This is a genomic window from Methylosinus trichosporium OB3b (genome assembly GCF_002752655.1).
GTDB lineage: Bacteria > Pseudomonadota > Alphaproteobacteria > Rhizobiales > Beijerinckiaceae > Methylosinus > Methylosinus trichosporium.
Window position 1 is genome coordinate 555,543 of the sequence record NZ_CP023737.1, and the last position, 25,186, is coordinate 580,728.

The following is a 25,186-nucleotide window of genomic DNA, read 5'->3' on the forward strand; positions in this document are numbered from 1 at the left end:
AGGTTTTCGACGCCGCCGCCGCGCACCGCCGCATTCCTTACTTTTATTTGTAGATGTAGGTCATATAGCCGCCGATCGAGAGCGTGTTCAGGCCGAGCGACGCCTCGAGGGTGCGGATCGCCCCGTCCGGATTGGCGGCGTCGAATGTGCCGGTCACTCTGAGGCGTCGCGTCGCCGGCGCCGCGAGCACATAGCCCGAGCGATAGCGCGCGAGCGTCGCCAGCACGCGCTCCAGCGGCTCGTCCTCGAAGATGAGGCGCCCGCGCCGCCAGCCGCCGACCTTGAAGAGATCGGCCGGCTCGGGCGCCGCGATCGGGGCGCCGGCGCCGAAGCTCGTCCGCCGTCCCTCCTCCACGACGGCGCGCGCCGCCGCGCTCGCCACCGCCACGCTATGCTCTGTCACCACGACATCGGCGTGATCCGCATCGCGCAACGATATGTCGAACGCCGTGCCGAGCGCCGTGACTGTCGCGCCGGCCGCCTCGACGACGAAAGGCCGCGCGGAGTCGGGCGCCGCTTGGAAGAAGGCTTCGCCGGCGAGCAGCGTCAGCCGCCGCTCGCCGGGGCGAAAATGAATGGCGATCGCCGAGCGCGCCGAGAGATGGACGAGCGAACCGTCGTCGAGCGCGACGACGCGGGTCTCGCCCGTCGCGGTCAGCGCGTCGGCGCGAAAGCGCAGCGCGATCTCGTCGAAGAATAAGAGACAGGCGAGGCCGGCGGCGATGAGCGCGGCGGCCGGCGCCGCGCGCGCGGGGCGGCGCGCCGGCGGGCGACGCGCGACCCATAATTGCCGCACATCGCCGAACAGGAGCGCCGCATCGTCGACGCGGCGCGATGGGCGGGATCGGCGGCGAGCCAAGCGTCGAGATCCGCCTGCTCCTGCGCGGCGAGCGGCCCGGCGTCGCATTTGACCCACCAGGCGAGCGCCGCTTCGTCGACGCTCTTCCCGCGGCTCGGTCCCTGCCCCACACTCATGCGATCCGCCATCCGTCGTTCCGGGACGACCGAGCCCCTACAGATAAAGACGCGCTCGGCGGCGAAAAAGGAACCCGTCTCATTGCTGCAACGCCGCCCGGCAGCGCTCCATGGCGAGATGGAAATGCTGCTCGACCGTCTTGCGCGATATGCCGAGACGCTCGGCGATCTCGCGCTGCGAGAGGTTATGCGTCACGCGCAATTCGAAAATCTCCCGGCATCGCGGCGGCAGCGTGGCGACCGCCTGCGCCAGCAGAAGCGCGCGCCGCGCGTCGTCGACGAGGCTCTCGGCGCTCGCCATCTGCGAGGGCGCGTCCGCGGCTTCGCCGTCGTCGGTGAAATATTTGCGCTCCACCTGCCGGTGGCGGGCGAAATCCTTCACCAGATTGCCGGCGGTGCGGCGCAGATAGGCGGGAGGGTCGGCGATCTCGGCGGCGGCGTCGCGGTTGATGTAGCGCGCGAAGGTTTCCTGCAGCAAATCGGGGGCGTCGTCGCGTCCGACCCTGCGAGTGAGAAAAGTGAGAAGGTCGCGCTGGCTGCGCAGGAACAGCTCGCGAATCGTCTGCGGCTTCGAGTCCGGCATATGCGGCGTCCGATACGGGAAGAGTCCGGCCGCCTTGCGCGCCGGCTCCGAAAGGCATGCTGAGCAAATGGCGCGCGCGCCGATCAACCACGCGGCGGCGCGCGCGAGGACCAGGAGGCGATCCAGCCGCAGGCGCGCGGCGCCGGCCCGGCGCGAGAAAATGAATGGGAGGCGACGCCATCCGCATCCACGCCCGGCTCCTCGACGCGTCCACAAGGCGCCGGCGCCGCATCGACGACTCGGCGGTCGCCCAGCAGACAAATCGGACAATGGCGCTCGCCGGCGGGATGATGCGGGGCGCAGCGATATGTCGGACGCGGAGTTCGCTTTGATCCGCCCGCTGCTGCCGTCGCCCAAACGGCGCGGGCGCAAGCCCACCGATCCTCGCAATATATTGAACACCTTGTTCTATTTGATCCGTTCCGGCTGCCGCTGGCGGCTCCTGCCCAAGGACTTCCCGCCTTTCACGACGGTCCAGAACCACTTCTATGCTTGGCGCGACAGCGGCCTATGGGCGCAGATCGTCTGCCTTCTGGTCATGGAGGCGCGCGAAGCCGAGGGTCGCGAGGCGGCGCCGACGGCGGTCGTGGTGGACAGCCAGTCGGTCAAGACCACGGAGGCCGGCGGGCCGCGCGGCTTCGACGCCGCCAAGAAAATCAAGGGCAGCAAGCGTCAGATCGCGGTCGATACGCTCGGATTGCCGATCGAATGCCAGATCACCCCCGCCGACGTTCAAGATCGCGACGCCCTCGCCCCTCTGCTGCGCGACCTGCGCCGCAAGAGCCCCTTCGTGACGACGTGCTTCGTCGATAGCGGCTACAATGGAAATGAAGCGCAGAGGGCCGCCTTCGAGGCGAGCCGGATCGCCGTCACCGTCGTCAAGAGAACAGATAAGGAGGTCAAAGGCTTCGTCGTTCTTCCGAAGCGATGGGTCGTCGAGAGGACGTTCGGTTGGATCAACCGCGCGCGCCGCCTCGCCAAGGACTTCGAGGCGACCACCAAATCATCGCTGGCCTGGCTGCTTCTCGCTCTCGCTTTCCTGCTCATGCGCCGGCTTGCGAGGCTCGATCGCCGGATCGCTTGAATTTCGAGTCGGGCTCTAAAATCTCATGCTCAATCAGAGTTTTTAGTGAAATCCGGGAGCGTATTGCCGTGCCACGCGACCGCAGAGGGCATACGTATCGTATCGTTCCCACTGTAATTCGTCCCAATCCCTCGGAACTGAAACGGTATTGTATCCATTATACCCAATATATACATCTTCGTGGTGGTGGATGCGGATTTGGATATTGTCCCCTTCAACTCTTTCGACATACCCAATCGTCATATTTTTTCGCCAATCGTTGGGGTCATAATATGAGCAAAGAATATCACCGACCACCTTCCGTGCGTGAATAGATTTATCAACCATAGCCCACTGTTCGGGATCACGACCGTCGTTGGCTGCATAGGAAGCTGATGAACATAAAAATAACCCAAATATCGCGATGATTACGCGGGGCGTGGGCATAAAATTCTCCTGTGTTATGGCTACCGCCGGCCGCAACAGAAAAAACAGAGCCGCGGCGCTCGACAAAAGCGCGCGTCCTCTCGCTGGCGGGGTCGGCCGGAACGTCACCATGAGACATTCGGAAGCCGCCGCCGTCGGCTTGTCAATGTGCGCAGGCGACCAGAGCGTGGCCGATACGCAAAATTTCTCCGGTGTCGCTTCGCCGCCACAGCGGAGCGTGGCGCGAGCGGAGAAGGAGCTGGCGACCCCGGCAGGATTCGAACCTGCGACCTACCGCTTAGAAGGCGGTTGCTCTATCCGGCTGAGCTACGGGGTCCCTCGCGCCGAAGCGCGCGGACTTTGAAGCCGAAAGGTCAGTGCGTCCACTGGCCGACGCGTTGCGTCCTGAAATTGTCCGAATAGGAGATCAGGCGCGGCTTGGCGCCGGGCTTGGGCTCCTCGACGCGATAGACGAGATAATTGCGCTCGGCGTAGGAGATCGCCTCCTCCTTAGTGGCGAACCGCAGCCTGATCTGCGCCTTGGTGTCCGAGGAGCTGGTCCAGCCCATCAGCGGATCGAGCTCGCGGGGCGTCTCTCTCTCGAACTCGAGCACCCAGGGGTGGGCCGGCCCCGGGCCGGACTGGGTCGCGCTGGGCGTCGGGCGATGTATGCGTGCGGTCATATCGGGCCTCGGCAGGATGCGGCGCTGAGCCGCCCTCGTGAAATCTCTGCGACGGCGGGAGCGAGGAGCCTCGTGGTCGGGGCAGCAGGATTCGAACCTGCGACCTGAAGTACCCAAAACTTCCGCGCTACCAGGCTGCGCTATACCCCGTCTCGCGAATGGCCCCGGACGCCCGCTTCCGCCGCTGTTTCGCTAGCACGAGCCGGCCGGCGCGTCGAGCCGCAAAAAGCCCTCTTCATCGCTTGAAGATCGGATGGCGCACCTCGTCGCCGACCGCGATCGACAGCCGCTTCGCCGTGCCCGCGCTCAACTCGATCACCGCAAGCGCCGGCGCGCCGGAGGAGATGATCCGCTCCGAATAAGGCTCGGCCCCGAGCGCGAGCGACACCACCCGTCCGTCGCGCCCGACGAACACCATGTCGAGCGACAGCGGCGTGTTGCGCATCCACATGGAGACCGGCCGCTCCTCGTGGAAGTCGAACAGCATGCCGCCGTCCTCGGGCAGCGAGGTCCGGAACATCAGCCCCTTCTCGCGTTCCTTCTGCGTGCGCGCGACCTCGACCCGCAGCCGATGCGCGCCGGTCGCGGTGACGATCTCCATCGGCTCCACCGCCGCCGCTCGAGCCGTGACCGGCCCGGCGGTCATGGCGACGAGCGCCGCGAGCGCCAACAGAAAGCGCGTCAGTCCCTTCGCCAAACTGCCCGGCATGACGATCCGCCTCGCTGATCTCCACGACGCCGCCCCGCGGCGTCCATTCGTCGGCCTCAGCCTTGCCATGCGGAGTGAAAATTGGAAAGGGTCGAAACGCCGCGCCCGCCCGCGACGCGCGTCATCGAACGCTGCAAAAACAAAGAGCGAGCCTCGGCGGCTCGCTCCTTCTGCCCTGTCAAATCAGCCGACACACGCTGCTAGTGAGATGCGGGCAGAGCCGATTCGAGCGGGCGCACCTCGGTCGCCATCAGGCCCTTGGGGCCATCGCCATAACGGACCAGCACACTGTCGCCCGGCTTCAATTCGGCGAGGCCATAGCGACGAACCGTCTCCATATGGAGAAAGATATCGTCGGTGCCGTCGCCGCGCGTGAGGAAGCCGAATCCTTTCACGCGGTTGAACCATTTGACGATGGCGATCTCATAGCCGCTGGACGGCGTCACCTGCGAATGGGTGCGCGCCGACGCGCTCTGCGCCGGATGGATGGCGGTCGATTCGTCGATGGCGACGACGCGGAACACCTGCATTCCCTTCGGACGCTTCTGCGCTTCGCAGACCACTCGCGCGCCTTCATAAGCGGTTTGAAATCCCGACCGCCGCAATGTCGTGACATGTAAAAGGATATCCGCGCCACCGTCATCCGGAACGACGAACCCATAGCCTTTGGAGACATCGAACCACTTGATGGCTCCTGATACTTCGATCAGATCGAGTGCGGCTTGTTCGCCTTCGACATTGATGGTCGACGCGCTCAACTCATTCTGGAATGAAATTTTGGCGCCCAACAGACCAACTCCCCCTGCCGATTCAGTTGCTGACGCTCGCCTCGCCCGGCCCGCTCATCTATCGTGCGAATCGCGGCGTCGCCTGTGAATCACTGGAGTTAAGATATCATCGCCGGAGCGGCGTCCAACCGACTTTTTTGTCGCGAAGCCGTTTGTTGTGGATACGAATCCGATAAATGCGTTGCGTTGCAGAGGGCTGCGTGCAGGTTACGCGAATTACCGTACGCATGCGCTTGCCATGTCGAGAAGGAGTCCGAAATGCGTCCCGCTCGGTCCAATCCTGTGACGAGCGCGACGAACCGGCGCCGCTCCCGCGGCGAGAACGGACTTCTACGTCGCGTCAACACAAAAATGTTCGCATCGTCGTGCGCCCCCGCGCGACGGCGCCCCTGGACAGGGCCGCGCGAACCAATATGGTCGCCGGCGGGCGGTTGACCGATCGCAATTCCCGCGAGAAAATCGCGCGCTGGTCGCGCCCCGCGCCACAGGACCTCAGCTCATGACCTTTCTGTCCCCGCAAGACGACCGCCGCATCGCTTCCGACGACGCCGCGCCCAATTTCGATCTCGCCGAGCGCTACGCCGAGCGCGAGGCCGATCGGTTCGACTTGCATGCGACGCATCTCAACGAAATGTGGGTGCGCGTGCTGAAAACCATCGGCTATGACGTCGGCTTCGTCCGCGGCTCCGGGCAATATTTGTTCGACCGCAAGGGCGCGCGCTATCTCGATCTCCTGAGCGGCTGGGGCGTGTTCGCGATCGGGCGCAACCATCCATCGCTGCGCGCCGCGCTGATGAGCGTGCTCTCCGCCGATCTCCCCAATCTGGTGCAGCTCGACGTGTCCGTGCCGGCGGCCCTGCTCGCCGAGCGGCTGCTCGCCTATGCGCCCTGGCTCGACAAGACGTTCTTCGCCAATTCGGGAGCCGAGGCGGTCGAGGCGGCGATCAAATTCGCCCGCGCCGCGACGGGCCGCGACGGCCTCGTGCATTGCGGCCATTCCTTCCACGGCCTCACCTGCGGCGCGCTCTCGCTCAACGGCGACGCGATCTTCAAGAAGGGCTTCGGCTCGCTTCTGCCCAATGTGCGCGAGATCCCCTTCGACGATCTTCCAGCGCTCGAGGCCGCTCTGCGCGGACGCGACGTCGCCGCCTTCTTCGTCGAGCCCATACAGGGCAAGGGCGTCAACATGCCCAAGGACGATTATCTCGCCGAGGCGGCGGCGCTATGCCGTAAATATGGGACGCTGCTCGTCGCCGACGAAATCCAGACCGGCCTCGGCCGCACTGGCAAATTCTTCGCCATCGAGCATTATCGCGTCGAGCCGGACATGGTTCTGGTCGCCAAGGCGCTGTCGGGAGGCCATGTGCCAGTCGGCGCGGTGCTGACGCGCAAATGGATCTTCGACAAGGTGTTCGACCGCATGGATCGCGCGGTCGTGCATGGATCGACCTTCGGCAAGAACGATCTCGCCATGGCGGCCGGACTCGCGACGCTGGAGGTGATCGCCGCCGAGCGTCTCGTCGAGAACTCCGCCGCCAAGGGCGAGCGGCTGCTCGCCGCCTTCCGCGCCATGGCCGAGCGCTACGAGCTCGTCCACGATGTGCGCGGCAAGGGGCTGATGATCGGCGTCGAGTTCGGCGAGCCGCGCTCGCTGAAGTTGAAAGCGGCGTGGAACCTCTTGGAGACGGTGAACTCCGGCCTGTTCTGTCAGCTCATCAGCATTCCGCTGTTCGAGCAGCACAAGGTGCTGACGCAGGTCGCCGGCCATGGCAATCACACCATCAAGCTGCTGCCGCCGCTCACTCTCGACGATTTCGATTGCGATTGGGTCGAGCGCTCCTTCGACAAGGTGATCGCCGACGCCCATGACGCCCCGGGCGCCGTATGGTCGCTCGGCAAGACGCTCGCCGGCCATGCGCTGAAAGCGAAGCTCGGCTGACTCTCCGAGCTTTCGACGCCTCGCGAGGGAACGCGCCTTGCTGCGTCTCGATGCGCGACGAGGCGGCTGCGCCGAATTGAGACGACCGCCGCGCCGCGCCTCCGATTCGAGACGGAAAGGCGTCGACCATGCGTTCGAGTGTGAAGTTCACCATTGCTGTTGTTTCGACCCTGCTGGCCGGCGGTGCGCTTGCCGCGCCGCGCGATCCGCTGATCATTCCCGGAATCGGGCCGGAAGCGTCGCACGCGGCCGCCTATCGCCCGCGCTATGCGTCGCCCGCGGCTCCGCGTTACTCCACCGCGGCGATCTATCCTGCCCCGCGTCACCAGCATCGCTATTGGGTCGCGGAAGCGCGCCCACGCGTCCGCGTCGCCGCTTACGCGCCCCGGCGCCTCGACGCTCCGGTGTGGGACGCTCCGCGCTATTACGACGACGAGTATCGGCCCGCCGCCTACAACGCCGCCGACGCTTATCCGCCGCCCGCGCGTCCCTGGCTGCGCTCGGCGCCGCTCTGCCCCGGCGGCTATGGCGGCTGGTGAGGCGACGAGAGCGCTCCGATCAGAATTCGCTCAAACGAAACAATCTTAGGGCGCATTCTGCGGCCAAGACTGCGCTCCTCACGAGCGAGGACCCGAACCGATGTCCATGACGCGCCGCGCATTTCTCGCCACCGCCGTCAGCGGCGCGGCGTCGGTTCTCGCGAGCACGGCCTATGGCTTCGGCTTCGGACCGATGCTGGCGCCGCGCGTCGCGCGCTATCGAGTCGCGCCGCGCGATTGGCCGAACGGCTTCTCGCTCGAGATCGCCGCGCTCTCGGACTTGCACGCTTGCGATCCCTTCATGTCGATCGAGCGGATCGAGGGAATCGTCGAGCGCATGAACGCGCTGCGGCCGGATGTGATCGTGCTGCTCGGCGATTATGTCGCCGGCATCCGCCGCCGCCTCGCGACGCCCATTCCTTCCGCCGATTGGGCGCGCGCGCTGTCACGTCTGTCGGCGCCGCTCGGCGTCCATGCAATCCTCGGCAATCATGATGTCTGGGACGATCTCGTCGTGCAGCGCGACGGCGGCGGAACCACGCATTCGCGCCGGGCGCTCGAGGCCAATGGCGTGCCGGTCTATGAGAACGAGGTCGCGCGCCTGCGGAGCGGCGATCGCTCCTTCTGGCTCGCCGGTCTCGCCGATCAGCATGCGATTCCGGTCGGACGTCTGCGCTGGCGCGGCTTCGACGATCTGCCGAAAACGCTCGCCGCGGTCACGACCGACGACCCGGTGATCCTGCTCGCGCATGAGCCCGACATTTTCGCGAAGGTTCCGAATCGCGTCGCTCTGACGCTCAGCGGGCACACGCATGGCGGCCAGGTGCGGCTGATGGGCTGGTCGCCCTATATCCCGTCGCGATTCGGCAATCGCTACGCCTATGGACATATCATCGAGAACGAGAAGCACCTCATCGTCTCCGGCGGCCTCGGCTGCACCATGCTGCCGTTCCGGTTCGGCGTCCCGCCGGAGATCCTGCACATCAGGGTCGAAGCCCCGGGCGTGACGCGGTCATTGTCCGGACCGTAACGAGTCAGAACCTTTGCAATGAAAGGCGGCCGTCATTGCGAGGAGCGAAGCGACGAAGCAATCCAGAGCCGCAGGGCGGATTCTCGACGGTCTTCCCTTCGCGACGCGCCCGCATTGCGGCGAGGAAATCGCCCCAGCAATCGCCCCGCGGCTCTGGATTGCTTCGCTGCGCTCGCAATGACGGTGCGAGCCCTTATCGCGCGAGATCTTCGTAGAGGTCGCTCCATATCGGATTCATCGATTCGATCAGCGCGAGCTTTTGACGCCGCGATCCGCCCTTCAGCTGCTTCTCTCGTGCGATCGCTTCAACCATCCGCTCATAATATTCGTAACACACGAGGAGCTTGCATCCGTACCGGGTGGTGAATCCCGGCGTGAGGCCTTCACGATGCTGATAGGCGCGCTGCGACAAATTCGACGTGATGCCCGTATAGAGTGTTCCGTTCCGGCTGCTGGCGATGATGTAGACGGCAGGCTGCTTCACCGAGACTCTACCTTGCGGCTCTGCTCGTAATGACAGCTGTCGTCATTGCGAGCGTAGCGAAGCAATCCAGAGCCGAGGGACGGAATCTCCACGGTCTTCCCTTCGCGACGCGCGCCCATATTGCGACTAGGGAAACAGCCTTGCAAACGCCCCGCGGCTCTGGATTGCTTCGCTACGCTCGCAATGACGGCCGCCTGCCACAGCGACGAAGAAACCCTTCATCCGCTGCGCTTCCATCACTCGCCCGCCGCCTTCAGCTTCTCGCCCGACTGGCTGCGTGCGCGCATCTCCGTCAGCGCTCGGCGATATTCGACCGGCATGACCTTGCGGAACTTCGGCTTATAGGCCTCCCAATCATCGAGGATCGCGCGCGCGAGCGTCGAGCCGGTGTAGCGCAGATGATTGGCGACGAGCTGCTTCAGACGCTCCGCGTCATAGCGCGTCATGTCGCTCATCACATCGACGCGCCCGTGCTGCTCGAGATCGCCGCTCTGATGATAGCTCTGCGTCATCGCGATTTCCTCGTCGCGCACTGGCTCGAGATCGACCATGGAGAGATTGCAGCGCTCGGCGAAGGCGCCATCCTCGTCCAGCACATAGGCGATGCCGCCCGACATGCCGGCGGCGAAATTGCGCCCCGTCGGCCCGAGCACGACGACGACGCCGCCGGTCATATATTCGCAGCCATGATCGCCGCAGCCTTCGACGACCGCGAGCGCGCCGGAATTGCGCACGGCGAAGCGCTCGCCGCCGACGCCGCGGAAATAGGCCTCGCCCGCGATGGCGCCATAGAGCACGGTGTTGCCGACGATGATCGACTTCTCCGGCACGATCTGCTTGGCGTCGCGCGAGGGATAGACGATCACCTTGCCGCCCGAGAGGCCCTTGCCGACATAGTCGTTCGCCTCGCCCTCGAGCCGCAGCGTCACGCCGCGCGCCAGGAAAGCGCCGAAGCTCTGTCCCGCCGTGCCGGTCGCACGAATGTCGATCGTGTCCTCCGGCAGGCCGACATGGCCATAGACGCGCGCCACCTCGCCCGACAGCATCGCGCCAGTCGAGCGATCGACATTGCGGATCGCCGTCTCGATCGACACCTTGGCGCCGCGATCGATCGAGGCGCGCGCTTCGGCGATGAGCTTGTTGTCGAGAACCTTGTCGAGGCCGTGATCCTGATAGGCGCTGTGACGGATCGCACCGCCCTCGCCCGCCGGCTTGTGGAACAGCTTGGTGAAGTCGAGCCCCTTGGCCTTCCAATGGGCGAGCGCCTTCTCCTTGTCGAGCATCTGCATCTGGCCGGTGAGCTCGTCGAAGCGGCGATAGCCCATCTCGGCCATCAGCTCGCGCACTTCCTCGGCGACGAAGAAGAAGAAGTTGATGACATGCTCGGGCTGGCCGACGAAGCGCTTGCGCAGCACCGGGTCCTGCGTCGCGACGCCCACGGGACAAGTGTTGAGATGGCATTTGCGCATCATCACACAGCCCGCCGCGATCAGCGGCGCCGTGGCGAAGCCGAACTCATCGGCGCCGAGCAGCGCGCCGACGATGACGTCGCGGCCCGTGCGCAGGCCGCCGTCGACCTGCACGGCGATGCGCGCGCGCAGCCCGTTCAGCACCAAGGTCTGATGCGTCTCGGCCAGGCCGATCTCCCACGGGCTGCCGGCGTGCTTGATCGACGTCAGCGGCGAGGCGCCGGTGCCGCCGTCATAGCCGGCGATGGTCACATGATCGGCGCGGCCCTTGGAAACGCCCGCCGCCACCGTGCCGACGCCGACCTCGGAGACGAGCTTCACCGACACATTGGCGCGCGGGTTGACGTTTTTGAGATCGAAGATCAGCTGCGCCAAATCCTCGATCGAATAAATATCGTGATGCGGCGGCGGCGAGATGAGGCCGACGCCCGGCGTCGAATGGCGCACCTTGGCGATCACCGCGTCGACCTTGTCGCCCGGCAATTGTCCGCCTTCGCCGGGCTTCGCGCCCTGCGCCATCTTGATCTGGATCATGTCCGAATTGACGAGATATTCCGCCGTCACGCCGAAGCGGCCGGAGGCCACCTGCTTGATGGCGCTGCGCGCGCTGTCGCCATTGGGCAGCGGCTTGAAGCGCTCCGGCTCCTCGCCGCCCTCACCCGTGTTGGACTTGCCGCCGATGCGGTTCATCGCGATGGCGAGCGTCGTGTGCGCCTCGCGCGAGATCGAGCCGAAGGACATGGCGCCGGTGGAGAAGCGCTTGACGATCTCGCTTGCCGGCTCGACCTCCTCGAGCGGAACTGGAGCGCGCCCGTCCTCCGTCGCGGTCTTGATGCGGAACAGGCCGCGGATGTTGAGCAGCTTCTCGTCCTGCTCGTTGAGCTGCTTGGCGAAGGCCCGATATTGGTCCTGCGCGTTGGCCCGCACCGCATGCTGCAGCAGCGAGACGGTCTGCGGCGTCCAGCTATGCGCCTCGCCGCGAATGCGGAAGGCGTAGTCGCCGCCGACATCGAGCGCGTCGCGATAGATCGGCGCGTCGCCGAACGCGTCCTTGTGCCGACGCACGGTCTCCGACGCGATCTCGTCGAGACCGACGCCCTCGATGCGCGTCGTCGTGCCGGCGAAGAATTCGTCGATGAAGCTCTGCGCGAGGCCGATGGCGTCGAAGATCTGCGCGCCGCAATAGGATTGATAGGTCGAGATGCCCATTTTGGACATGACCTTCAACAATCCCTTGTCGACCGCCTTGATGAAGCGCTTGATCGCCGTCTGACCGTCGACGTCCGCCGGAAACTCGTCGGTCGAAGCTTCGAGCGTCTCGAAGGCGAGATAGGGGTTTATCGCCTCGGCGCCATAACCGGCGAGCAGCGCGAAATGATGCACCTCGCGCGCTTCGCCGGTCTCGACGACGAGACCGACCGAGGTGCGCAATCCGCGGCGGATCAGATGATGATGCACGGCCGCCGTCGCCAGCAGCGCCGGAATCGGAATGCGATCCGCGCCGACCATGCGATCGGACAGGATGATGATGTTGTAGCCGCCATTCACCGCCTTCTCGGCGCGCTCGCCGAGGCGGATCAGCGCCTCGCGCATGCCGGCGGCGCCGGCCTTGGCGTCATAGGTGACGTCGAGCGTCTTGGTGTCGAAGCTGTCCTCGACATGGCCGATGCAGCGGATCTTCTCCAAATCTTCATTGGTGAGGATCGGCTGGCGCACCTCGAGCCGCTTCTTCTTCGACGAGCCCTCGTGATCGAGAATATTCGGGCGCGGGCCGATGAAGGAGACGAGGCTCATCACCAATTCCTCGCGGATCGGATCGATCGGCGGATTGGTGACCTGCGCGAAATTCTGCTTGAAGTAAGTGTAGAGCAGCTTCGGCTTGTCGGAGAGCGCCGAGATCGGCGTATCCGTGCCCATGGAGCCGACCGCCTCCTGGCCCGTGACGGCCATGGGGAACAGCAGCAGGTCGAGCTCCTCCTGCGAATAGCCGAAGGCCTGCTGGCGATCGAGCAGCGACACGTCGGCGCGCGAGGCGCGCGGCTCGACAGGCTTCAGATCCTCGAGCACGATCTGCGTGCGCTCGAGCCATTGCTTATAGGGGTGAGAAGCCGCGAGTTCCTTCTTCACCTCATCGTCGGAGACGATGCGCCCCTGCTCGAGATCGACGAGCAGCATCTTGCCCGGCTGCAGCCGCCATTTCTGGACGATCTTCTCTTGGGCAATCGGCAGCACGCCCATTTCGGACGCCATCACCACGAGCCCGTCCTCGGTGATGAGATAGCGCGCCGGACGCAGGCCATTGCGGTCGAGCGTCGCGCCGATCTGGCGGCCGTCGGTGAAGGCCATCGCCGCTGGCCCGTCCCAGGGCTCCATCAGCGCCGCGTGATATTCGTAGAAGGCCTTGCGGTCCTCGGTCATCAACGGATTGCCGGACCAGGCTTCTGGAATCAGCATCATCACCGCATGGGCGAGCGAATAGCCGCCCTGCACGAGGAATTCGAGCGCATTGTCGAAACAGGCGGTGTCCGACTGCCCCTCATAGGAGATCGGCCACAGCTTGCCGATGTCGTTGCCAAACAGCGGCGAGGCCACCGACGCCTGCCGCGCCGCCATCCAGTTGATGTTGCCGCGCAGCGTGTTGATCTCGCCGTTGTGCGCGACGAAGCGATAGGGGTGCGCGAGGCGCCAGGACGGAAACGTGTTGGTGGCGAAGCGCTGATGCACGAGCGCGATGGCGCTGACGAAGCGCGGGTCCTTCAGATCGAGGAAATAATGCCCGAGCTGCGAGACCAGCACCATGCCCTTGTAGACGATGGTGCGCGACGAGACCGACACGGAATAATGCTCGCGCGCCACCGCGCCGCGCGCGTAAATCTCGTTCGAGGCGGTCTTGCGCGCGAGATAGAGACGACGCTCGAAATCGGCGTCGTCGGTCACCGACGGACCGCGGCCGATGAACACCTGCCCATGGACCGGCTCGACCGCCTTCACCGCGGCGCCGAGGTCGCTCGAATCGACCGGCACATCACGCCAGCCGAGCACCACGAGATCCTGGCTCGCGGCCGCCGCCTCGATCAGCTCCTTGGCCTTGGCGCGCTCGCCCTCGTCACGATTGAGGAAGAATTGACCGATCGCATATTGGCCGGGCGCGGGCAGCGTGAAGCCGAGCTTTCCGCACTCCTCCGCGAAAAAGCCGTGCGGGATCTGCACGAGAATGCCGCAGCCGTCGCCGAGCTTGGGATCGGCGCCGACGGCGCCGCGATGGTCGAGATTGAGCAGAATCTGCAGACCCATCTCGACGATGTCGTGAGTCTGGCGATTATGCAGATCGGCGACGAAGCCGACGCCGCAGGAGTCATGCTCCTTGGACGGATCATAGAGGCCCTGCGCCTTCGGCAGAGCGGGATCGCTGGCGTCGATCGTCATGGCGGCGTCTCCCGGACAAGATCGGGGCCGCTCGGCCGCTTTGCCGCGTCGCGCCCCGTTTTTAGCGTCGAATTCGTCCGACCGCTCCATCCTGTCCCGGCGCGAGGCAGAATGGTCAGCAAGGCTGACATATCAACGGCCAATATATTTGCCAGATTTCCGCAGCCGGCACAAGCGATCCGCGGTGCAGTTTTCAAGCCGCGCCGCCGGGAGCTCGGCGACGCGACCCGGGTGTCCCCACGGCTGATGGATCGCTTCGCTGCACTCGCGTGAGAACGGAGCGCCCGATTGCGACGGCGCGCCGGCTGGCGTAAGAACGCGCCGCGCCCTCGCCCTGCGGCGAGAGGCCCGCGAGCGAGGGACCGCTTATGGCCGCAGCTTACGACCCCGAAAATGTGTTCGCCAAGATCTTGCGCGGCGAAATCCCCTCGCACAAGGTCTATGAGGATGAGGTCGCGCTGGCCTTCATGGACATCATGCCGCGCGCCGATGGCCATGTCCTCGTCATTCCGAAGGCCCCTGCCCGCAATCTTCTGGACATTGCGCCGGACGCGCTTTGCGCGCTGATCGCCCGGGTGCAGCATGTCGCCAAGGCCGCGTCGGAGGCCTTCGCCGCCGACGGGCTGACGTTGCAGCAGTTCAACGAGAGCGCCGGCGGACAGGTGGTGTTCCACCTGCATTTCCATATTCTGCCCCGCATCGAGGGCGTCGCGCTGCGCCCGCCGGGAACCATGGCCGACAGCGAGAAGCTGAAGGCGCATGCGGAGAAAATCAAGGCCGCGCTCGGCCCCTTCCCCGGCTGAGACTGACCGATATTGGTTGCGGGCGAGCCTGAAGGCTCGCGGTCCAAAGCGCGTCCCCTGGACCGCGAGCCTTCAGGCTCGCTCTTTTGCTCACGCGAGCGTCACTTCCCCTCCAGCACGAAGGTCGAGAAGCGCCGGCTGACGCGATGCGCCAGCACCTCCACCGGCGCGAAGACGACCGCGGCGACCACCGAGACGACCACTGTCGCCGCGGCGATCAGCCACGCCTGCCAGACTTCGGGCGTCTTGCCGCAGAACACGATCAGCCAGGAGGTGAAGGTGATGAGCACGATGTAATGGACGAGATAGAGCGGGAAGGAGATGCGCGCCAGAAACTGCGAGAGCGGATGATCGGAGAGGAAGGCGCGGACCGGCCGCGAGCCGGTGATCAGCACGACCGCGGCGAGCGCGATCACCACCTCCATATGCGAGGTCCGCTTGCCCAAAGTCGCCGCGGCGATCGCGTAGAGCGCGAGGCCGGCGACGATCTTCAGCCCGGCGCGATCGAAAACCGCGAGAAAGGCGGACGTCTTCTCGTCGAGGCCGAGAACGCGCGCGCGCCCGATCAGCGCGCCGAACAGAAAGGCGGCGAGATAGGGAAAGGGAATCGCCAGAAAGCAGGCGGCGGCGAGCATGGTGAATTCCGGCTTCTTCATCGCCGGATGCAAGGCCAGCATCAGGAACAGCGTCAGCGAGCCGATCATCTCCCATTGCATCGTCCACATGAACGGCAGGATCGGGCCGAGGACGTCCGGCTTGGTGTAGACGTTGCAGCAGGCCCATTTGAGCGCCTGCGCCAGAGTGGGGTCGAGAATGTCCTTGGCGAGAAAGCTCGGCGCGAGTTCCGACGCCTCATGGCTGGCGACGAGCCCGAGTCGCGAGGCGACATAGACGAGCAACGCGCCGGCGACGACCGGAATGGTGAGGCGCAGATAGCGTCGCAACGCCGCCGAGACGACATAGGACGCGCCGCCGCCGGCGTAGAAGGGCGCGGCGAGCGCGGCGCCGGAGACGACGAAGAAGACGCAAATGTCGAGCGGCCCATAGAGCAGGCCGGCGAAGGGACTGCGGAAGCCCGGATGCGCCTGGCCGAAAATTTCCCAGGTCGAGTGATAGAGCAGCACCGAAAAGGCGCCCCAGCCGCGCACGCCGTCCAGCTCGCCGAGCCGAATGCGCGTCGTCGCTTTGGCGGCCGCGCACGGCTCCGCGGCGGCGATAATGGGATCCACGGCGCGATCGAGGACATAAGTCATTTTGGCGTCTCGAAATTTCGGCGATGCGATCCTTCGAGGACCGCCGTCGCTCTGATAACGCCGAAAGACTAGGTTAGGCTTTCGGGTCGAGCAACGACGGCGGCCGAACGTGATTAGCGAATGTCGTTAACGCAGTCTCGACGACGCGCGGCGATCCTTGGATTCCAATGAGGACGTTGGATCGATGCGATTAACGCGTTACGCGGGAAATAGCTTCACTCCCCCACCGACGGGATTGACAGAATGGCGACGGCCCGCATCCTGAAGCGGCGCCGATCATTCCCGGAGAGCCGATTTGCAAACATCTTTTCGCTTCGCCGCGACCGCGCTGCTTCTCGCGCCCTTCCCCGCCCTCGCGCAGACGCCCGCCCTCGAGCGCGTGCTCTCGGCGACGACGCTCTATCTTTCGGAGAACGGCGGCTATGATCTCGCCATTCTCGTCGACAATCGCGACTCCGGCGCGGATCTCTATCTCTATTTCGGCGTCGATCCCAATGCGCCCGAGGGAAAGACGAAGCCGAGCTTCGTGAAGAAGAATGCGGCCTGGGTCGGCGGCGGGGCCGGCGCGCTCCCCTCTCTCGCCGTGAGCGACAAAGGCTCGCTGCTCATCAAATCGGAGAATGACGCGATCGGCCGCGATCGCTGGAGCGAGACCCTGACCGTCGTGCGCCGCAATGGCGCGCTCGTCGTCGCGGGCCTCACCTTCACCGCCCGCGACACGCTCGAGCCCGAGGGCGGCGGCTCCTGCGACCTCAATTTCCTGACCGGCAAGGGAACGCGCAACGGCAAGAAAATCGAGCTGAAGGCGCAGACGCTTCCGCTCGCCGATTGGTCGGTGAATGGCGAGGCGCTCCCGAAAGAGTGCCGCTTCTGACCGGGCTTCCTCCGAATTTTTTCGTTCACGCTCGCGCCCGAAAGCGGATGCGCCTGTCACGCGCGCTTGCTAAAGGAGGGCGCCAACGGAGGGACCAAGGCCGTGAACGAGCCGGCGACACCTGATCTCGAAAGCGGCGAGGCCCTGGACGCGATCCTCGCCTCCTTCGCGCGCGCCGGCTTCGCGCGCTGCGAGCCGTCCATTCTGCAACCGGCGGGCGTGTTCCTCGATCATTCCGGCGAGGATTTTCGCGGCCGGCTGTATCTGACCAGCGACGCCGGCGGCGCCGATCTGTGTCTGCGGCCCGAATATACGATTCCCGTCTGCCTCGCCTATCTCGCTTCGGGCGATGCGGCACAAGCCGCCTCCTATGCCTATGGCGGTCCGGTGTTCCGTTATCCCGGCGAGGGCGAGCGCGGCGCCGGCGAATTGCGTCAGGCCGGGCTGGAGAGCTTTGGTCGCGAGGACCGCGAGGCGGCCGACGCCGAGATCCTCGCAGCGGCGCTCGAGGCGGCCGCCGGCGCCGGCGCGAGCGGGCTTTCGATCCGCGCCGGGGACGCCGGCCTCGTCTCCGCCTTTCTCGACCGCCTCGATCTGCCGCCGGCGTGGCGGCGGCGCGTCGAGATCGGCCATGCGCGCGGCGAGCCGCTCGCGAGCGTCTTTGCCCCGCCCGCCAATGGCAAGGAGCAGGCCGGCATGCTGGCGGCGCTCTCCAAGGTCGACGCCAGGGAGGCGCGCGCCCTCGTCGAGGATCTGCTCTCCATCGCCGGCATTTCCGCGGTGGGCGGGCGCAGCGCGGGCGAGATCGCCGAGCGCTTTCTCGAGCAGGCCGCGCTCGCCGACGGCGCCGGCGTCAGCGCCAAGACTCATGCGCTGGTCGACGCCTTCTTCGCCATAGAGGGCCAGATCGACGAAGCCTCGTCGGCGCTGCGGCGCCTTGCCGCCGACACCGGGATCGATCTTTCCGACGCGCTCGATTCGCTCGACACGCGCTCGAGCTTCCTCGCCGCGCGCGGCCTCGACATCGACAGCGTGCGTTTCTCCACGAGCTTCGCCCGCCGGCTCGATTATTACTCGGGCTTCGTGTTCGAGGCGCGCGCCGACGGCGCCGGCCAGCCGCTGCTCGGCGGCGGACGCTACGACCGGCTGCTGAGCACGCTCGGCGCCAAAACCGATATTCCCGCCGTCGGCGCCGCCATCTGGGTCGACCGGCTCGCTGCGCGAGGACAGGCGCGATGATCGCCCCGACCGACAAGCTCATCGTCGCCGTGCCCTCTAAGGGCCGGCTGCAGGAGAACGCCAACGCCTTCTTCGCCCGCGCCGGCATAGAGGTGACGCAGGGACGCGGCGCGCGCGACTATCGCGGCAGCCTCTCCGGCGTCGACGGCGCCGAGGCGGCCTTCCTCTCGGCCTCCGAGATCACCGCGCGGCTCGCCAGCGGCGACGCGCATCTCGGCGTCACCGGCGAGGATCTGGTGCGCGAGACCATTCCCGACGCCGGGAGCCGCGTGGAGCTGCTGACCCCCTTGGGCTTCGGCCGCGCCGATGTGGTGGTCGCCGTGCCGCAGGCGTGGATCGACGTGCGCGTGATGGCCGATCTCGCCGATGTCGCCGCGGGCTTTCGCGCCCGCCACGGCCGCAGCCTGCGCGTCGCCACCAAATATGTTCATACGACGCGCCGTTTCTTCGCGACGCATGCGATCGGCGATTATCGCATCGTCGAAAGCTCCGGCGCCACCGAGGGCGCGCCGGCGGCGGGCTCGGCCGATCTCATCGTCGACATCACGACGACCGGCGCGACGCTCGTCGCCAATGCGCTGAAGACGCTCGACGACGGCGTGATCCTGCGCTCGCAGGCCAATCTCGTCGCCTCGCTCACGGCGCTCTGGACGCCGCGCGCCAGGGAAGCGGCGCGCGTCATTCTCTCGCGCATCGCCGCGGAAGAGCTGGCGCGCACGACGCGCGAGCTGCGCGTCCGCCTGCCGGCGCTCGACGACGCGCTGCTGAGCGAAGCCGCGGAGACATTCGGCGCGAGCCTGCGCGAACGCGGCGACAATGGTTTCGCCACCTTCGCCGCGCCGGCCGATGGCGCGCCGCAATTCGCCGACTGGCTCATCGCCAAGGGCGCGCAGACGGTGACGAGCGCCAGGCTCGATTATGTGTTCACGGCCGAGAACGCGCTGTGGAGCCGCCTCTCCGCGCGGATCGATCGCGCCTGACAGGAGACCGCATGCGCGAGGCGTCGAAGGCCGAACCTGCCGAAGACGCCGCGATCCTGCGCAGCGCCGCGCGTTTTCTGCGCGACTTCGCCGGCTTCGCCGGATGGCCCGGCCTGCGCGCGGCGGTCGCCGTCGCCGTCGCGGCCGGCCTCGAGAATGTGGGCGTCGTTCTGCTGATCCCCTTTCTCTCGCTCGCCATGGACGAGAAGGCGCCGGGAGGCGCCGCCGCCGCGCTGGCCGCGCCCGTGTTCGCGCTGCTGAATGTCGAGACGCGGCTCGGCAAGCTCGGCGCGATGCTGGCGCTGTTCGCCGCGCTTCTGACGCTGCGCGCTTTGGCCAATGGCGTGCAGATTCGGATTCTGACCAAGCTGCGCATGGATTATGTCGAGAGCCGCCGCGCGCGGCTGCTGGACGCGCTCGCCGCAGCCTCGTGGAGCCGTGTGCTGGCGTTGCGCCATGCGCGCGTGCAGCGCGCGATCAATGACGACGCGGCCATTCTCGGCGCCGTCGTCCGCTTCCCGCTCGACGCCGGCGTCGCCATTCTGACGTTGATCGCGCAGATCGCCGCGGCGGCGGCGCTGGCGCCGGTGTTCGCGACGCTGTGCCTCTCGCTGCTCGCGGCGACGGCGCTGGTCGCGCGGCCGCTGCTGCGCCACAGCTATGAGCTCGGCGCCGCGCTCACCGCCGACCGCGTTGCGCTCGACCATTCGCTCGGCCAGTTCCTCGGCGCGCTGAAGCTCGCGATCAGCCAGAATTTGCAGCGCAGCTTCGTCGGCGAGTTCGAGGCGGCGCTCGCCGATCTCAAGCGCCGGCAGATCGCGTTCTTGCTGCAGCAGTCCGACAGCCAGCACATGCTGAGCCTTCTCTCGGGCGTCGTCGCCATGCTCTGCGCGTTCATCGGCCTCGGCCTCATGGATATGCCGGCGCCGCTGGTCTTCGGCTTGCTGCTCATTCTCGCGCGCGTCGGCGCGCCCGCCCAGACGCTGGTGCGCAGCGCCCAGCAATTCGTGCATGGCCTGCCCGCCTGGGAGCGCGCCTGCCGGCTGGAGGCCGAGCTTTCGGACGGCGCCGGAAACGGCGCGCCCCCGCGCTCCGTGCAGGAGCGTGAAACGCCGCCGCCAGCCGACGCGCTCGACGGCGCCATCGTCTTCTCCGCCGTCTGCTACCGCCATGGCGACGGCGAGACGGCGCCGGGCGTCCATGGCGTCGATCTCACGATCAGCCCCGGAGAGATCATCGGCGTCACCGGCCCGTCCGGCGCCGGCAAGACGACCTTCGCCGATCTTCTCGTCGGGCTGATCCGGCCACAATCGGGCGTGATTTCCATCAGCGGGCGCAAACTCGACGGCGCGCTGCTCGACGCCTGGCGCCATTCGCTCGCCTATGTCGCGCAGGACGCCTTTCTCTTCCACGACACGCTGCGCCGCAATCTGCTCTGGGCGGCGCCCGAGGCGGGCGAGGACGCGATCTGGCGCGCGCTATCGCTCGTCGGCGCCGACGCGCTGGCCAAACGCTTGCCGAATGGGCTCGACACGATCGTCGGCGAGCGCGGAGCGCTGCTCTCGGGCGGCGAGCGCCAGCGTTTCGCGCTGGCCCGCGCAATCCTGCGGACGCCGCGCCTGCTGGTGCTGGACGAGGCGACGAGCGCGCTCGATCTCGACAGCGAGCATGTTTTGCTATCGCGGCTCGCCGAGCTCGATCCGGCGCCGACCATGGTCATCATCGCCCATCGCCCGGAGAGTCTGCGACTCGGCGGCCGGCTGCTGACCTTCGCGGACGGACGTCTCATTGGCGAGACCGAGGGACCGTGCGCGGGCAGCGGCGCGCGCCCATTCGGATGAGCTCCGCGCCGGTGAGCGAGGCCGCCTCGTCGAAGTCGAGCCGCTCCAGCGCATGGGCGCGGATGGCCCAGTCGCGCAGGCGGCGCGGATAGAGCGACAGCATCTCGAGCGTGGCGAGCGGGTCCGGCGCCGCGCCGCCGGGCAGCCGCGCCGCATGAAACCAGAACATGGCGCCGGGCTCGACGCAGACCTTGCGCAGGCCGAGGAAGATGGTGCAGGCCGAGGCGCAGACGCCGCGGATCGCCAGCTCCTCGCCCGAAGCCTCGAGCCGGCGCGCCTCGTCGCGATAGACGGCGAGCGTTCCGCCATAGTCCTCCACGATGTCGAAGGCTCCGACCGGCTCGACGAAGACGAGCGCGACGAGCCCCGCGCATGCGAGAGCAGCGCATCTCACGCGACCGTCTCCGGATCGCGCCGCGAGCGTCGGCTCGGCCGGCGCGCGTGATCCGTAGGTCGGGCGCGCGTCTCGGCGGATGCGCGAGCCTCATCGAGATGCGGGCGCGCCGCCCCGCCTCCGCCCGACTCGCCTCGCCGGCGCTCGCGTTTGGGAACCGTGTCGAGCGGGCCGGCGAGCGTTGCGGCGCAGAGCGCGAAAACGGCCGAAAGCGCCGGCATGCGCAGCGGATAATCGAGCAGGGAATGCGCGCCGAGCAACGCCAGCGCTATGGCGGCGGCGACGCGCTCGCGTCTCTTGCTCGCATCCGGCTCCCGCCGATTGCGCAGCGCGCAGAGCATGGCGAGGGCGAGCGTCCCGGCGATAACGAGAAGGCCGGGCAGGCCGGTTTCGAGCGTCAGCTCCAGCAAATCATCATGCGCATGATTGATGACCGCCGGCGCGATCGCTTCGCGCGGCTGGAACAGCGGAAACACTCGCTCGAAGGTTCCGAGGCCGGAGCCGAAGGGAAAGAAGCTGCGCGCGGCGTCGAAAGAGATGCGCGCGAGCGAGGCGCGGTCGCCGGCGCCGGCCTCCTGCGCCGTCAGTCGATCGAGAATAGTGGTGAGGCCGAAGGCCGGAGCGAGAAGAATGGCGGCCACGGCGAAGCCCGCCGAGGCGAGCAGAGCCGAACGCCTCTCGCCAGCGAGATCCTCGAGGCTTTCGCGCAGGATCAGCGCAGCCGTCATGACGAAGGCCGCGGCGCCGAGGATCAGGGCCGAGCGCGATCCTGTCATCATCAGCCCCAGAACGAGCGCGAGATAGAAGCCCGCGAGCGCCGCCAGCCGCAGCGCCGGCCGGCGCCCGCGCGAGAGATCGAGCGCGACGGCGGCGATCGGAATCGCGCAATAGAGCAGCGCCGCGGCATGATTGCGATTGGCGAACACGCCGACGCCCACACTGCCGTCGCTCGGCGGATAGAAGCGCAGCGCGCTGTCCGGCCCGTCCATGATCTGCAGGAATTCGAGCAGCGCCGAGCCGGCGCCGGCGAGCAGCACCAGGCCGAAGAGGCCGCGCCGCTCCTCGCGGCGGCAAGCGAGCGCGCCGAGAAAAATCGCCAGCGGCGCGACGAGAGCGAGAAGCGACCTCTCGGTCGCGCCGGGGGCGATCGAAATGGCGAGCCAGGGAAGCGGCAGGCTCGCCGCCGCATAAGTTTCGACGATCGGCGCGCGGCCCGGCAAAATTTGCCAGAGCATCGGCGGCAGCGGAACCAGCTGCAGCAGCGGAATGGCGACGACGAGGACGAGCGGGGCGAGAACCGCGCGTGCCCGCGCCAAGGCCTGCGGCTCGATCAAGAGCGCGACCAAGAGCGGCGCCGCGCCGAGGCCGACCATAATGGCGGGAACGCCGTCCCGGCTCGTTCCCCCGAAGATCAGCGACGCCGCGACGGCGACGCCGCAAGCGATGGCGACGAGACGCACGGGTTCCTGTCGAGACGGCGTTATTGTGGGCTGATCTTGGGAAGCGAGTTCTTATCCGTGCTGGCGGAGGACGTCCCCGCGGCCACGCCGCCCGCCACGGCGCCAGCGGCGACGCCCACAACCGGGATGGCCGCGCCGGCGAGCAGGCCTCCACCCGGCGCCCCACCCGACGAGATCGGCGGGCATTTCGCCGGATCGCGCTCGCTCTCGTCCTTGTCGCACTCCGCGCCGCTGGAGGCCGCCGCGGCCTCGGGATGCGAGGAGACGCGCGCGACGCAGAGCCGGCCGTCCCTACGCTCGAGCGTCAGCAGCGAGCCCGCGTCGGCCCGAACGAGCAGCGCTGCGGAGCCGAAGAGGCTGGCCGAGCCGCTGCGAATCAGCAGGCGGTCGCCGGCGAGGATCTGCGCGCCGTCGTGAATTTCGGAGAAGGACCCGCCGCGCGACATCAGCGCGACGCCCTTCGGCATCGAGAGCCGCGCGGAATCGGCGTCGGCGCAAATCGCGCGGGACTCCGGCGCCGCCCCGGCGGCGGTCGCCGCGGCCACGCTGAAAGCCATGACAAAAATGACGAATCTCATTGCGGCTCGGCTCTCTTCTGGCGAGGCGTCAGGGCGGCGTCTCGGCGCAATCGCGATAAACAATGTGCTTCACAAAAAGCATAGCATGAGCGCGACCTCCTCGAAACATCGGATGCGCGGTTTCGAGCCTTCGGAGAGACTTCGCCGCGGCTGTTGCGCGACCCTCCCCAGCCGAGCTAAAGTCCAAAAGAGTGATTCGGGGCGGCAAAGCGTTTTTTTCAGCGATTCGGGGCGCGGATGATCAGGCTGGCGGGGATGCTCTTTCTGTGCGCGGCTATCGCGTCGCCCGCTGTCGCGGCGACGAAGATCGGGCGCGCGTCGTCGATCGAGAAGGATGTGCGAGGCGACACGGGCGCCGGCGCGCGCAAGCTGGCAGTGGGCGAGCCGGTCCACGCCGACGAGGTCCTGACCACGGCGTCGGCGAGCCGCGGCAAATTCGTCTTCGACGACCGCGCCGATCTGGCGATGGGCCCCTCCTCGCGCGTAAAGCTCGACAGTTTCGTCTATTCAGGCGGCTCCAAGGGCGTCGTCTTCAACGCGGCCAAAGGCGCCTTCCGTTTCGTCAGCTCGCCCAAGGGCGGGCACGACTATGACGTCCGCACGCCGACGGCGACGATCGGCGTGCGCGGCACGCGCTTCGCCGTGCGCGTCCTCGGCGGCCGCACCGACGCCGTGCTCTATGGCGGCGTGATCGAGGTCTGCAGCATCGCCTCCGGCCAGTGCCGCACGCTCGATTCGTCCTGCACCTTCGTCACCGTCACGCCTTCTGGCGTCACCACGCCCAAGCAGGTCGGCAAGACCGACTGGAGCTTCGATTCGACCTGCCGCGGCCCCGGCCGCCGCAGCGACAACGCGCCGCCGGCCAATGCGCCGCCGGCCGGCCCCGGCGCGCCGGGCGGCGATGAGCCGCCGACGCTTCCGCCCTTCGAAGGCGGCGGGCCCTCTTTCGGCGTCCTCGTCGGAACGGCGGTCGGCGACGGCGCGTTCGCCGACCCGGTTCCGATGCAGGGGGCCGGATTCCTCGGCGGCTTGCGCCTCGGCTATGACTTCAAGCTCACGCCTCGGTTCCTCGTCGGCTTCGAGACCGATTCGCAATATCGCAGCGATCTCGGCGGCGGCTCCAATTCCCATGGCTCGATCTCGGGCGTGCGCGGCGGCTATCTCGGCACGTTCCGCGGGCGGCTCGGCTATGTCATCGACCGCTGGACGGTCTATGGCACGGGCGGCCTCGCCTATGGCCACATTCTCGCGCCGAGAACCTTCTCTGGCTCCAACCTCATCAATTCCATCCCCACGACCGGCGTGAGCCAGAGCTATCAGCTCGTGCCCGGGTGGACGGTCGGAGCCGGCGTGCAATTCGCGCTGGCGCCGGGGCTCTCGCTGCGCGCGGAATATCTCTACACTCAGCTCCAGCACAGCAACCCGACCTATATGACGAGCGTCTCGCCCTATCCGGTGACCGTCTGCACCAAGAGCGCGATGCATGGAGTTCGCGTCGGCGTCGACTTTTCTCCGATCGGACTGCTGATGGGCGCCTCGCGCTGACGAGATATCCCCGGTCGGCTTGCCCGGAGCGATTGCCGTCGCTCATGGGCAAGCCTATAAATTCTAGGCGCGCCGCCGATCCTGCGGTGCGCGTTTCCGATTTCA

Annotated in this window: 22 protein-coding genes, 2 tRNA genes and 1 pseudogene; 10 read left to right on the plus strand and 15 right to left on the minus strand. The window is 66.9% G+C overall.

Annotation, left to right across the window (positions count from 1 at the left end; genetic code table 11):
• Positions 1 to 43: 43 nt before the first annotated feature.
• From CQW49_RS02605 to CQW49_RS02610, 3 genes and pseudogenes are all read right to left on the minus strand, one after another.
• Entirely contained in the window at positions 44 to 859 is an 816-nt protein-coding gene (locus CQW49_RS02605) for a FecR family protein (protein WP_051418614.1), read from the minus strand.
• A gap of 17 nt (positions 860 to 876) precedes the next feature.
• Positions 877 to 987, minus strand: a pseudogene (locus CQW49_RS25365) (hypothetical protein); the annotation flags it as partial.
• 67 nt (positions 988 to 1,054) lie between these two features.
• A complete protein-coding gene (locus CQW49_RS02610) occupies positions 1,055 to 1,558 on the minus strand; it encodes an RNA polymerase sigma factor (RefSeq protein WP_003615578.1) in 504 nt (167 codons plus the stop codon).
• A gap of 307 nt (positions 1,559 to 1,865) precedes the next feature.
• Here CQW49_RS02610 and CQW49_RS02615 point away from each other — a divergent pair, with 307 nt between their 5' ends.
• Positions 1,866 to 2,642, plus strand: a complete 777-nt coding sequence (locus CQW49_RS02615) for an IS5 family transposase (RefSeq protein ID WP_003615575.1) — start codon at positions 1,866 to 1,868, stop codon at positions 2,640 to 2,642.
• 42 nt (positions 2,643 to 2,684) lie between these two features.
• Here the strand turns inward: CQW49_RS02615 and CQW49_RS24285 are convergent, their stop codons facing one another.
• The 6 genes from CQW49_RS24285 to CQW49_RS02640 all read right to left on the minus strand — a co-directional run bounded on the left by CQW49_RS24285 (position 2,685) and on the right by CQW49_RS02640 (position 5,227).
• Entirely contained in the window at positions 2,685 to 3,068 is a 384-nt protein-coding gene (locus tag CQW49_RS24285; protein ID WP_155931217.1) for a hypothetical protein, read from the minus strand.
• A 239-nt stretch (positions 3,069 to 3,307) separates the two neighbouring features.
• Positions 3,308 to 3,384 (minus strand) — tRNA-Arg (locus tag CQW49_RS02620).
• A gap of 37 nt (positions 3,385 to 3,421) precedes the next feature.
• Positions 3,422 to 3,730, minus strand: a complete 309-nt coding sequence (locus CQW49_RS02625; protein WP_003615574.1) for an ETC complex I subunit — start codon at positions 3,728 to 3,730, stop codon at positions 3,422 to 3,424.
• 73 nt (positions 3,731 to 3,803) lie between these two features.
• Positions 3,804 to 3,880: transfer RNA gene (locus tag CQW49_RS02630), tRNA-Pro, on the minus strand.
• 85 nt (positions 3,881 to 3,965) lie between these two features.
• A complete protein-coding gene (locus tag CQW49_RS02635; protein ID WP_003615572.1) occupies positions 3,966 to 4,439 on the minus strand; it encodes a DUF192 domain-containing protein in 474 nt (157 codons plus the stop codon).
• Between the two features lie 200 nt (positions 4,440 to 4,639).
• Complete coding sequence (locus tag CQW49_RS02640) at positions 4,640 to 5,227, minus strand: cold-shock protein (protein WP_003615570.1); 588 nt, start codon at positions 5,225 to 5,227, stop codon at positions 4,640 to 4,642.
• Positions 5,228 to 5,726: 499 nt separating this feature from the next.
• On the opposite strand from CQW49_RS02640, the gene CQW49_RS02645 reads away from it, so the two are divergent.
• From CQW49_RS02645 to CQW49_RS02655, 3 genes are all read left to right on the plus strand, one after another.
• The gene (locus CQW49_RS02645; protein ID WP_003615568.1) at positions 5,727 to 7,166 is read left to right on the plus strand and encodes an aspartate aminotransferase family protein; all 1,440 of its coding nucleotides are present in this window, start codon (positions 5,727 to 5,729) and stop codon (positions 7,164 to 7,166) included.
• 128 nt (positions 7,167 to 7,294) lie between these two features.
• Positions 7,295 to 7,705, plus strand: a complete 411-nt coding sequence (locus CQW49_RS02650) for a hypothetical protein (protein WP_003615566.1) — start codon at positions 7,295 to 7,297, stop codon at positions 7,703 to 7,705.
• Between the two features lie 100 nt (positions 7,706 to 7,805).
• Positions 7,806 to 8,735, plus strand: a complete 930-nt coding sequence (locus CQW49_RS02655) for a metallophosphoesterase (protein ID WP_003615565.1) — start codon at positions 7,806 to 7,808, stop codon at positions 8,733 to 8,735.
• 193 nt (positions 8,736 to 8,928) lie between these two features.
• Here the strand turns inward: CQW49_RS02655 and CQW49_RS02660 are convergent, their stop codons facing one another.
• Both CQW49_RS02660 and gltB read right to left on the minus strand, forming a co-directional pair.
• On the minus strand, positions 8,929 to 9,219 hold the full coding sequence (locus tag CQW49_RS02660; protein ID WP_024749336.1) for a GIY-YIG nuclease family protein: 291 nt from the start codon (positions 9,217 to 9,219) through the stop codon (positions 8,929 to 8,931).
• Positions 9,220 to 9,455: 236 nt separating this feature from the next.
• The gene (gene gltB, locus CQW49_RS02665; RefSeq protein ID WP_003612501.1) at positions 9,456 to 14,114 is read right to left on the minus strand and encodes a glutamate synthase large subunit; all 4,659 of its coding nucleotides are present in this window, start codon (positions 14,112 to 14,114) and stop codon (positions 9,456 to 9,458) included.
• A gap of 368 nt (positions 14,115 to 14,482) precedes the next feature.
• Here gltB and CQW49_RS02670 point away from each other — a divergent pair, with 368 nt between their 5' ends.
• A complete protein-coding gene (locus tag CQW49_RS02670; RefSeq protein WP_003612500.1) occupies positions 14,483 to 14,917 on the plus strand; it encodes an HIT family protein in 435 nt (144 codons plus the stop codon).
• A gap of 101 nt (positions 14,918 to 15,018) precedes the next feature.
• Here the strand turns inward: CQW49_RS02670 and CQW49_RS02675 are convergent, their stop codons facing one another.
• A complete protein-coding gene (locus tag CQW49_RS02675; RefSeq protein ID WP_003612499.1) occupies positions 15,019 to 16,170 on the minus strand; it encodes an acyltransferase family protein in 1,152 nt (383 codons plus the stop codon).
• A 295-nt stretch (positions 16,171 to 16,465) separates the two neighbouring features.
• On the opposite strand from CQW49_RS02675, the gene CQW49_RS02680 reads away from it, so the two are divergent.
• From CQW49_RS02680 to CQW49_RS02695, 4 genes are all read left to right on the plus strand, one after another.
• Positions 16,466 to 17,044, plus strand: coding sequence for a hypothetical protein (locus tag CQW49_RS02680; RefSeq protein WP_003612498.1), 579 nt, complete (start codon positions 16,466 to 16,468; stop codon positions 17,042 to 17,044).
• A gap of 102 nt (positions 17,045 to 17,146) precedes the next feature.
• The gene (locus CQW49_RS02685; protein WP_003612497.1) at positions 17,147 to 18,283 is read left to right on the plus strand and encodes an ATP phosphoribosyltransferase regulatory subunit; all 1,137 of its coding nucleotides are present in this window, start codon (positions 17,147 to 17,149) and stop codon (positions 18,281 to 18,283) included.
• On the plus strand, positions 18,280 to 19,263 hold the full coding sequence (gene hisG, locus CQW49_RS02690; protein ID WP_003612496.1) for an ATP phosphoribosyltransferase: 984 nt from the start codon (positions 18,280 to 18,282) through the stop codon (positions 19,261 to 19,263). Before CQW49_RS02685 ends, hisG begins: the two co-directional genes overlap by 4 nt.
• 11 nt (positions 19,264 to 19,274) lie before the next feature.
• Positions 19,275 to 21,104 (plus strand): ATP-binding cassette domain-containing protein, encoded by a 1,830-nt coding sequence (locus CQW49_RS02695; RefSeq protein WP_003612495.1) that lies wholly within the window; start codon positions 19,275 to 19,277, stop codon positions 21,102 to 21,104.
• Here CQW49_RS02695 and CQW49_RS02700 read toward each other — a convergent pair.
• The 3 genes from CQW49_RS02700 to CQW49_RS02710 are packed head-to-tail and all read right to left on the minus strand — an operon-like array spanning position 21,049 to position 23,536.
• A complete protein-coding gene (locus CQW49_RS02700) occupies positions 21,049 to 21,498 on the minus strand; it encodes a hypothetical protein (RefSeq protein WP_003612494.1) in 450 nt (149 codons plus the stop codon). The genes CQW49_RS02695 and CQW49_RS02700 overlap by 56 nt on opposite strands.
• Positions 21,495 to 22,958, minus strand: coding sequence for an O-antigen ligase family protein (locus CQW49_RS02705; protein ID WP_003612493.1), 1,464 nt, complete (start codon positions 22,956 to 22,958; stop codon positions 21,495 to 21,497). Before CQW49_RS02705 ends, CQW49_RS02700 begins: the two co-directional genes overlap by 4 nt.
• 20 nt (positions 22,959 to 22,978) lie before the next feature.
• Entirely contained in the window at positions 22,979 to 23,536 is a 558-nt protein-coding gene (locus CQW49_RS02710; protein WP_003612492.1) for a hypothetical protein, read from the minus strand.
• 255 nt (positions 23,537 to 23,791) lie between these two features.
• Here CQW49_RS02710 and CQW49_RS02715 point away from each other — a divergent pair, with 255 nt between their 5' ends.
• Positions 23,792 to 25,081: a FecR domain-containing protein gene (locus CQW49_RS02715; protein WP_003612491.1), complete on the plus strand. Its 1,290-nt coding sequence runs from the start codon at positions 23,792 to 23,794 to the stop codon at positions 25,079 to 25,081.
• Positions 25,082 to 25,186 lie beyond the last annotated feature (105 nt).

Bases quoted from the DNA above. Each gene is read 5' to 3' on its own strand.
- CQW49_RS02610 (WP_003615578.1), bottom strand. From the start codon at position 1,558: ATGCCGGACTCGAAGCCGCAGACGATTCGCGAGCTGTTCCTGCGCAGC.
- CQW49_RS02615 (WP_003615575.1), top strand. From the start codon at position 1,866: ATGTCGGACGCGGAGTTCGCTTTGATCCGCCCGCTGCTGCCGTCGCCC.
- CQW49_RS24285 (WP_155931217.1), bottom strand. From the start codon at position 3,068: ATGCCCACGCCCCGCGTAATCATCGCGATATTTGGGTTATTTTTATGT.
- CQW49_RS02625 (WP_003615574.1), bottom strand. From the start codon at position 3,730: ATGACCGCACGCATACATCGCCCGACGCCCAGCGCGACCCAGTCCGGC.
- CQW49_RS02635 (WP_003615572.1), bottom strand. From the start codon at position 4,439: ATGCCGGGCAGTTTGGCGAAGGGACTGACGCGCTTTCTGTTGGCGCTC.
- CQW49_RS02645 (WP_003615568.1), top strand. From the start codon at position 5,727: ATGACCTTTCTGTCCCCGCAAGACGACCGCCGCATCGCTTCCGACGAC.
- CQW49_RS02650 (WP_003615566.1), top strand. From the start codon at position 7,295: ATGCGTTCGAGTGTGAAGTTCACCATTGCTGTTGTTTCGACCCTGCTG.
- CQW49_RS02655 (WP_003615565.1), top strand. From the start codon at position 7,806: ATGTCCATGACGCGCCGCGCATTTCTCGCCACCGCCGTCAGCGGCGCG.
- gltB (WP_003612501.1), bottom strand. From the start codon at position 14,114: ATGACGATCGACGCCAGCGATCCCGCTCTGCCGAAGGCGCAGGGCCTC.
- CQW49_RS02670 (WP_003612500.1), top strand. From the start codon at position 14,483: ATGGCCGCAGCTTACGACCCCGAAAATGTGTTCGCCAAGATCTTGCGC.
- CQW49_RS02675 (WP_003612499.1), bottom strand. From the start codon at position 16,170: ATGACTTATGTCCTCGATCGCGCCGTGGATCCCATTATCGCCGCCGCG.
- hisG (WP_003612496.1), top strand. From the start codon at position 18,280: ATGATCGCCCCGACCGACAAGCTCATCGTCGCCGTGCCCTCTAAGGGC.
- CQW49_RS02695 (WP_003612495.1), top strand. From the start codon at position 19,275: ATGCGCGAGGCGTCGAAGGCCGAACCTGCCGAAGACGCCGCGATCCTG.
- CQW49_RS02710 (WP_003612492.1), bottom strand. From the start codon at position 23,536: ATGAGATTCGTCATTTTTGTCATGGCTTTCAGCGTGGCCGCGGCGACC.
- CQW49_RS02715 (WP_003612491.1), top strand. From the start codon at position 23,792: ATGCTCTTTCTGTGCGCGGCTATCGCGTCGCCCGCTGTCGCGGCGACG.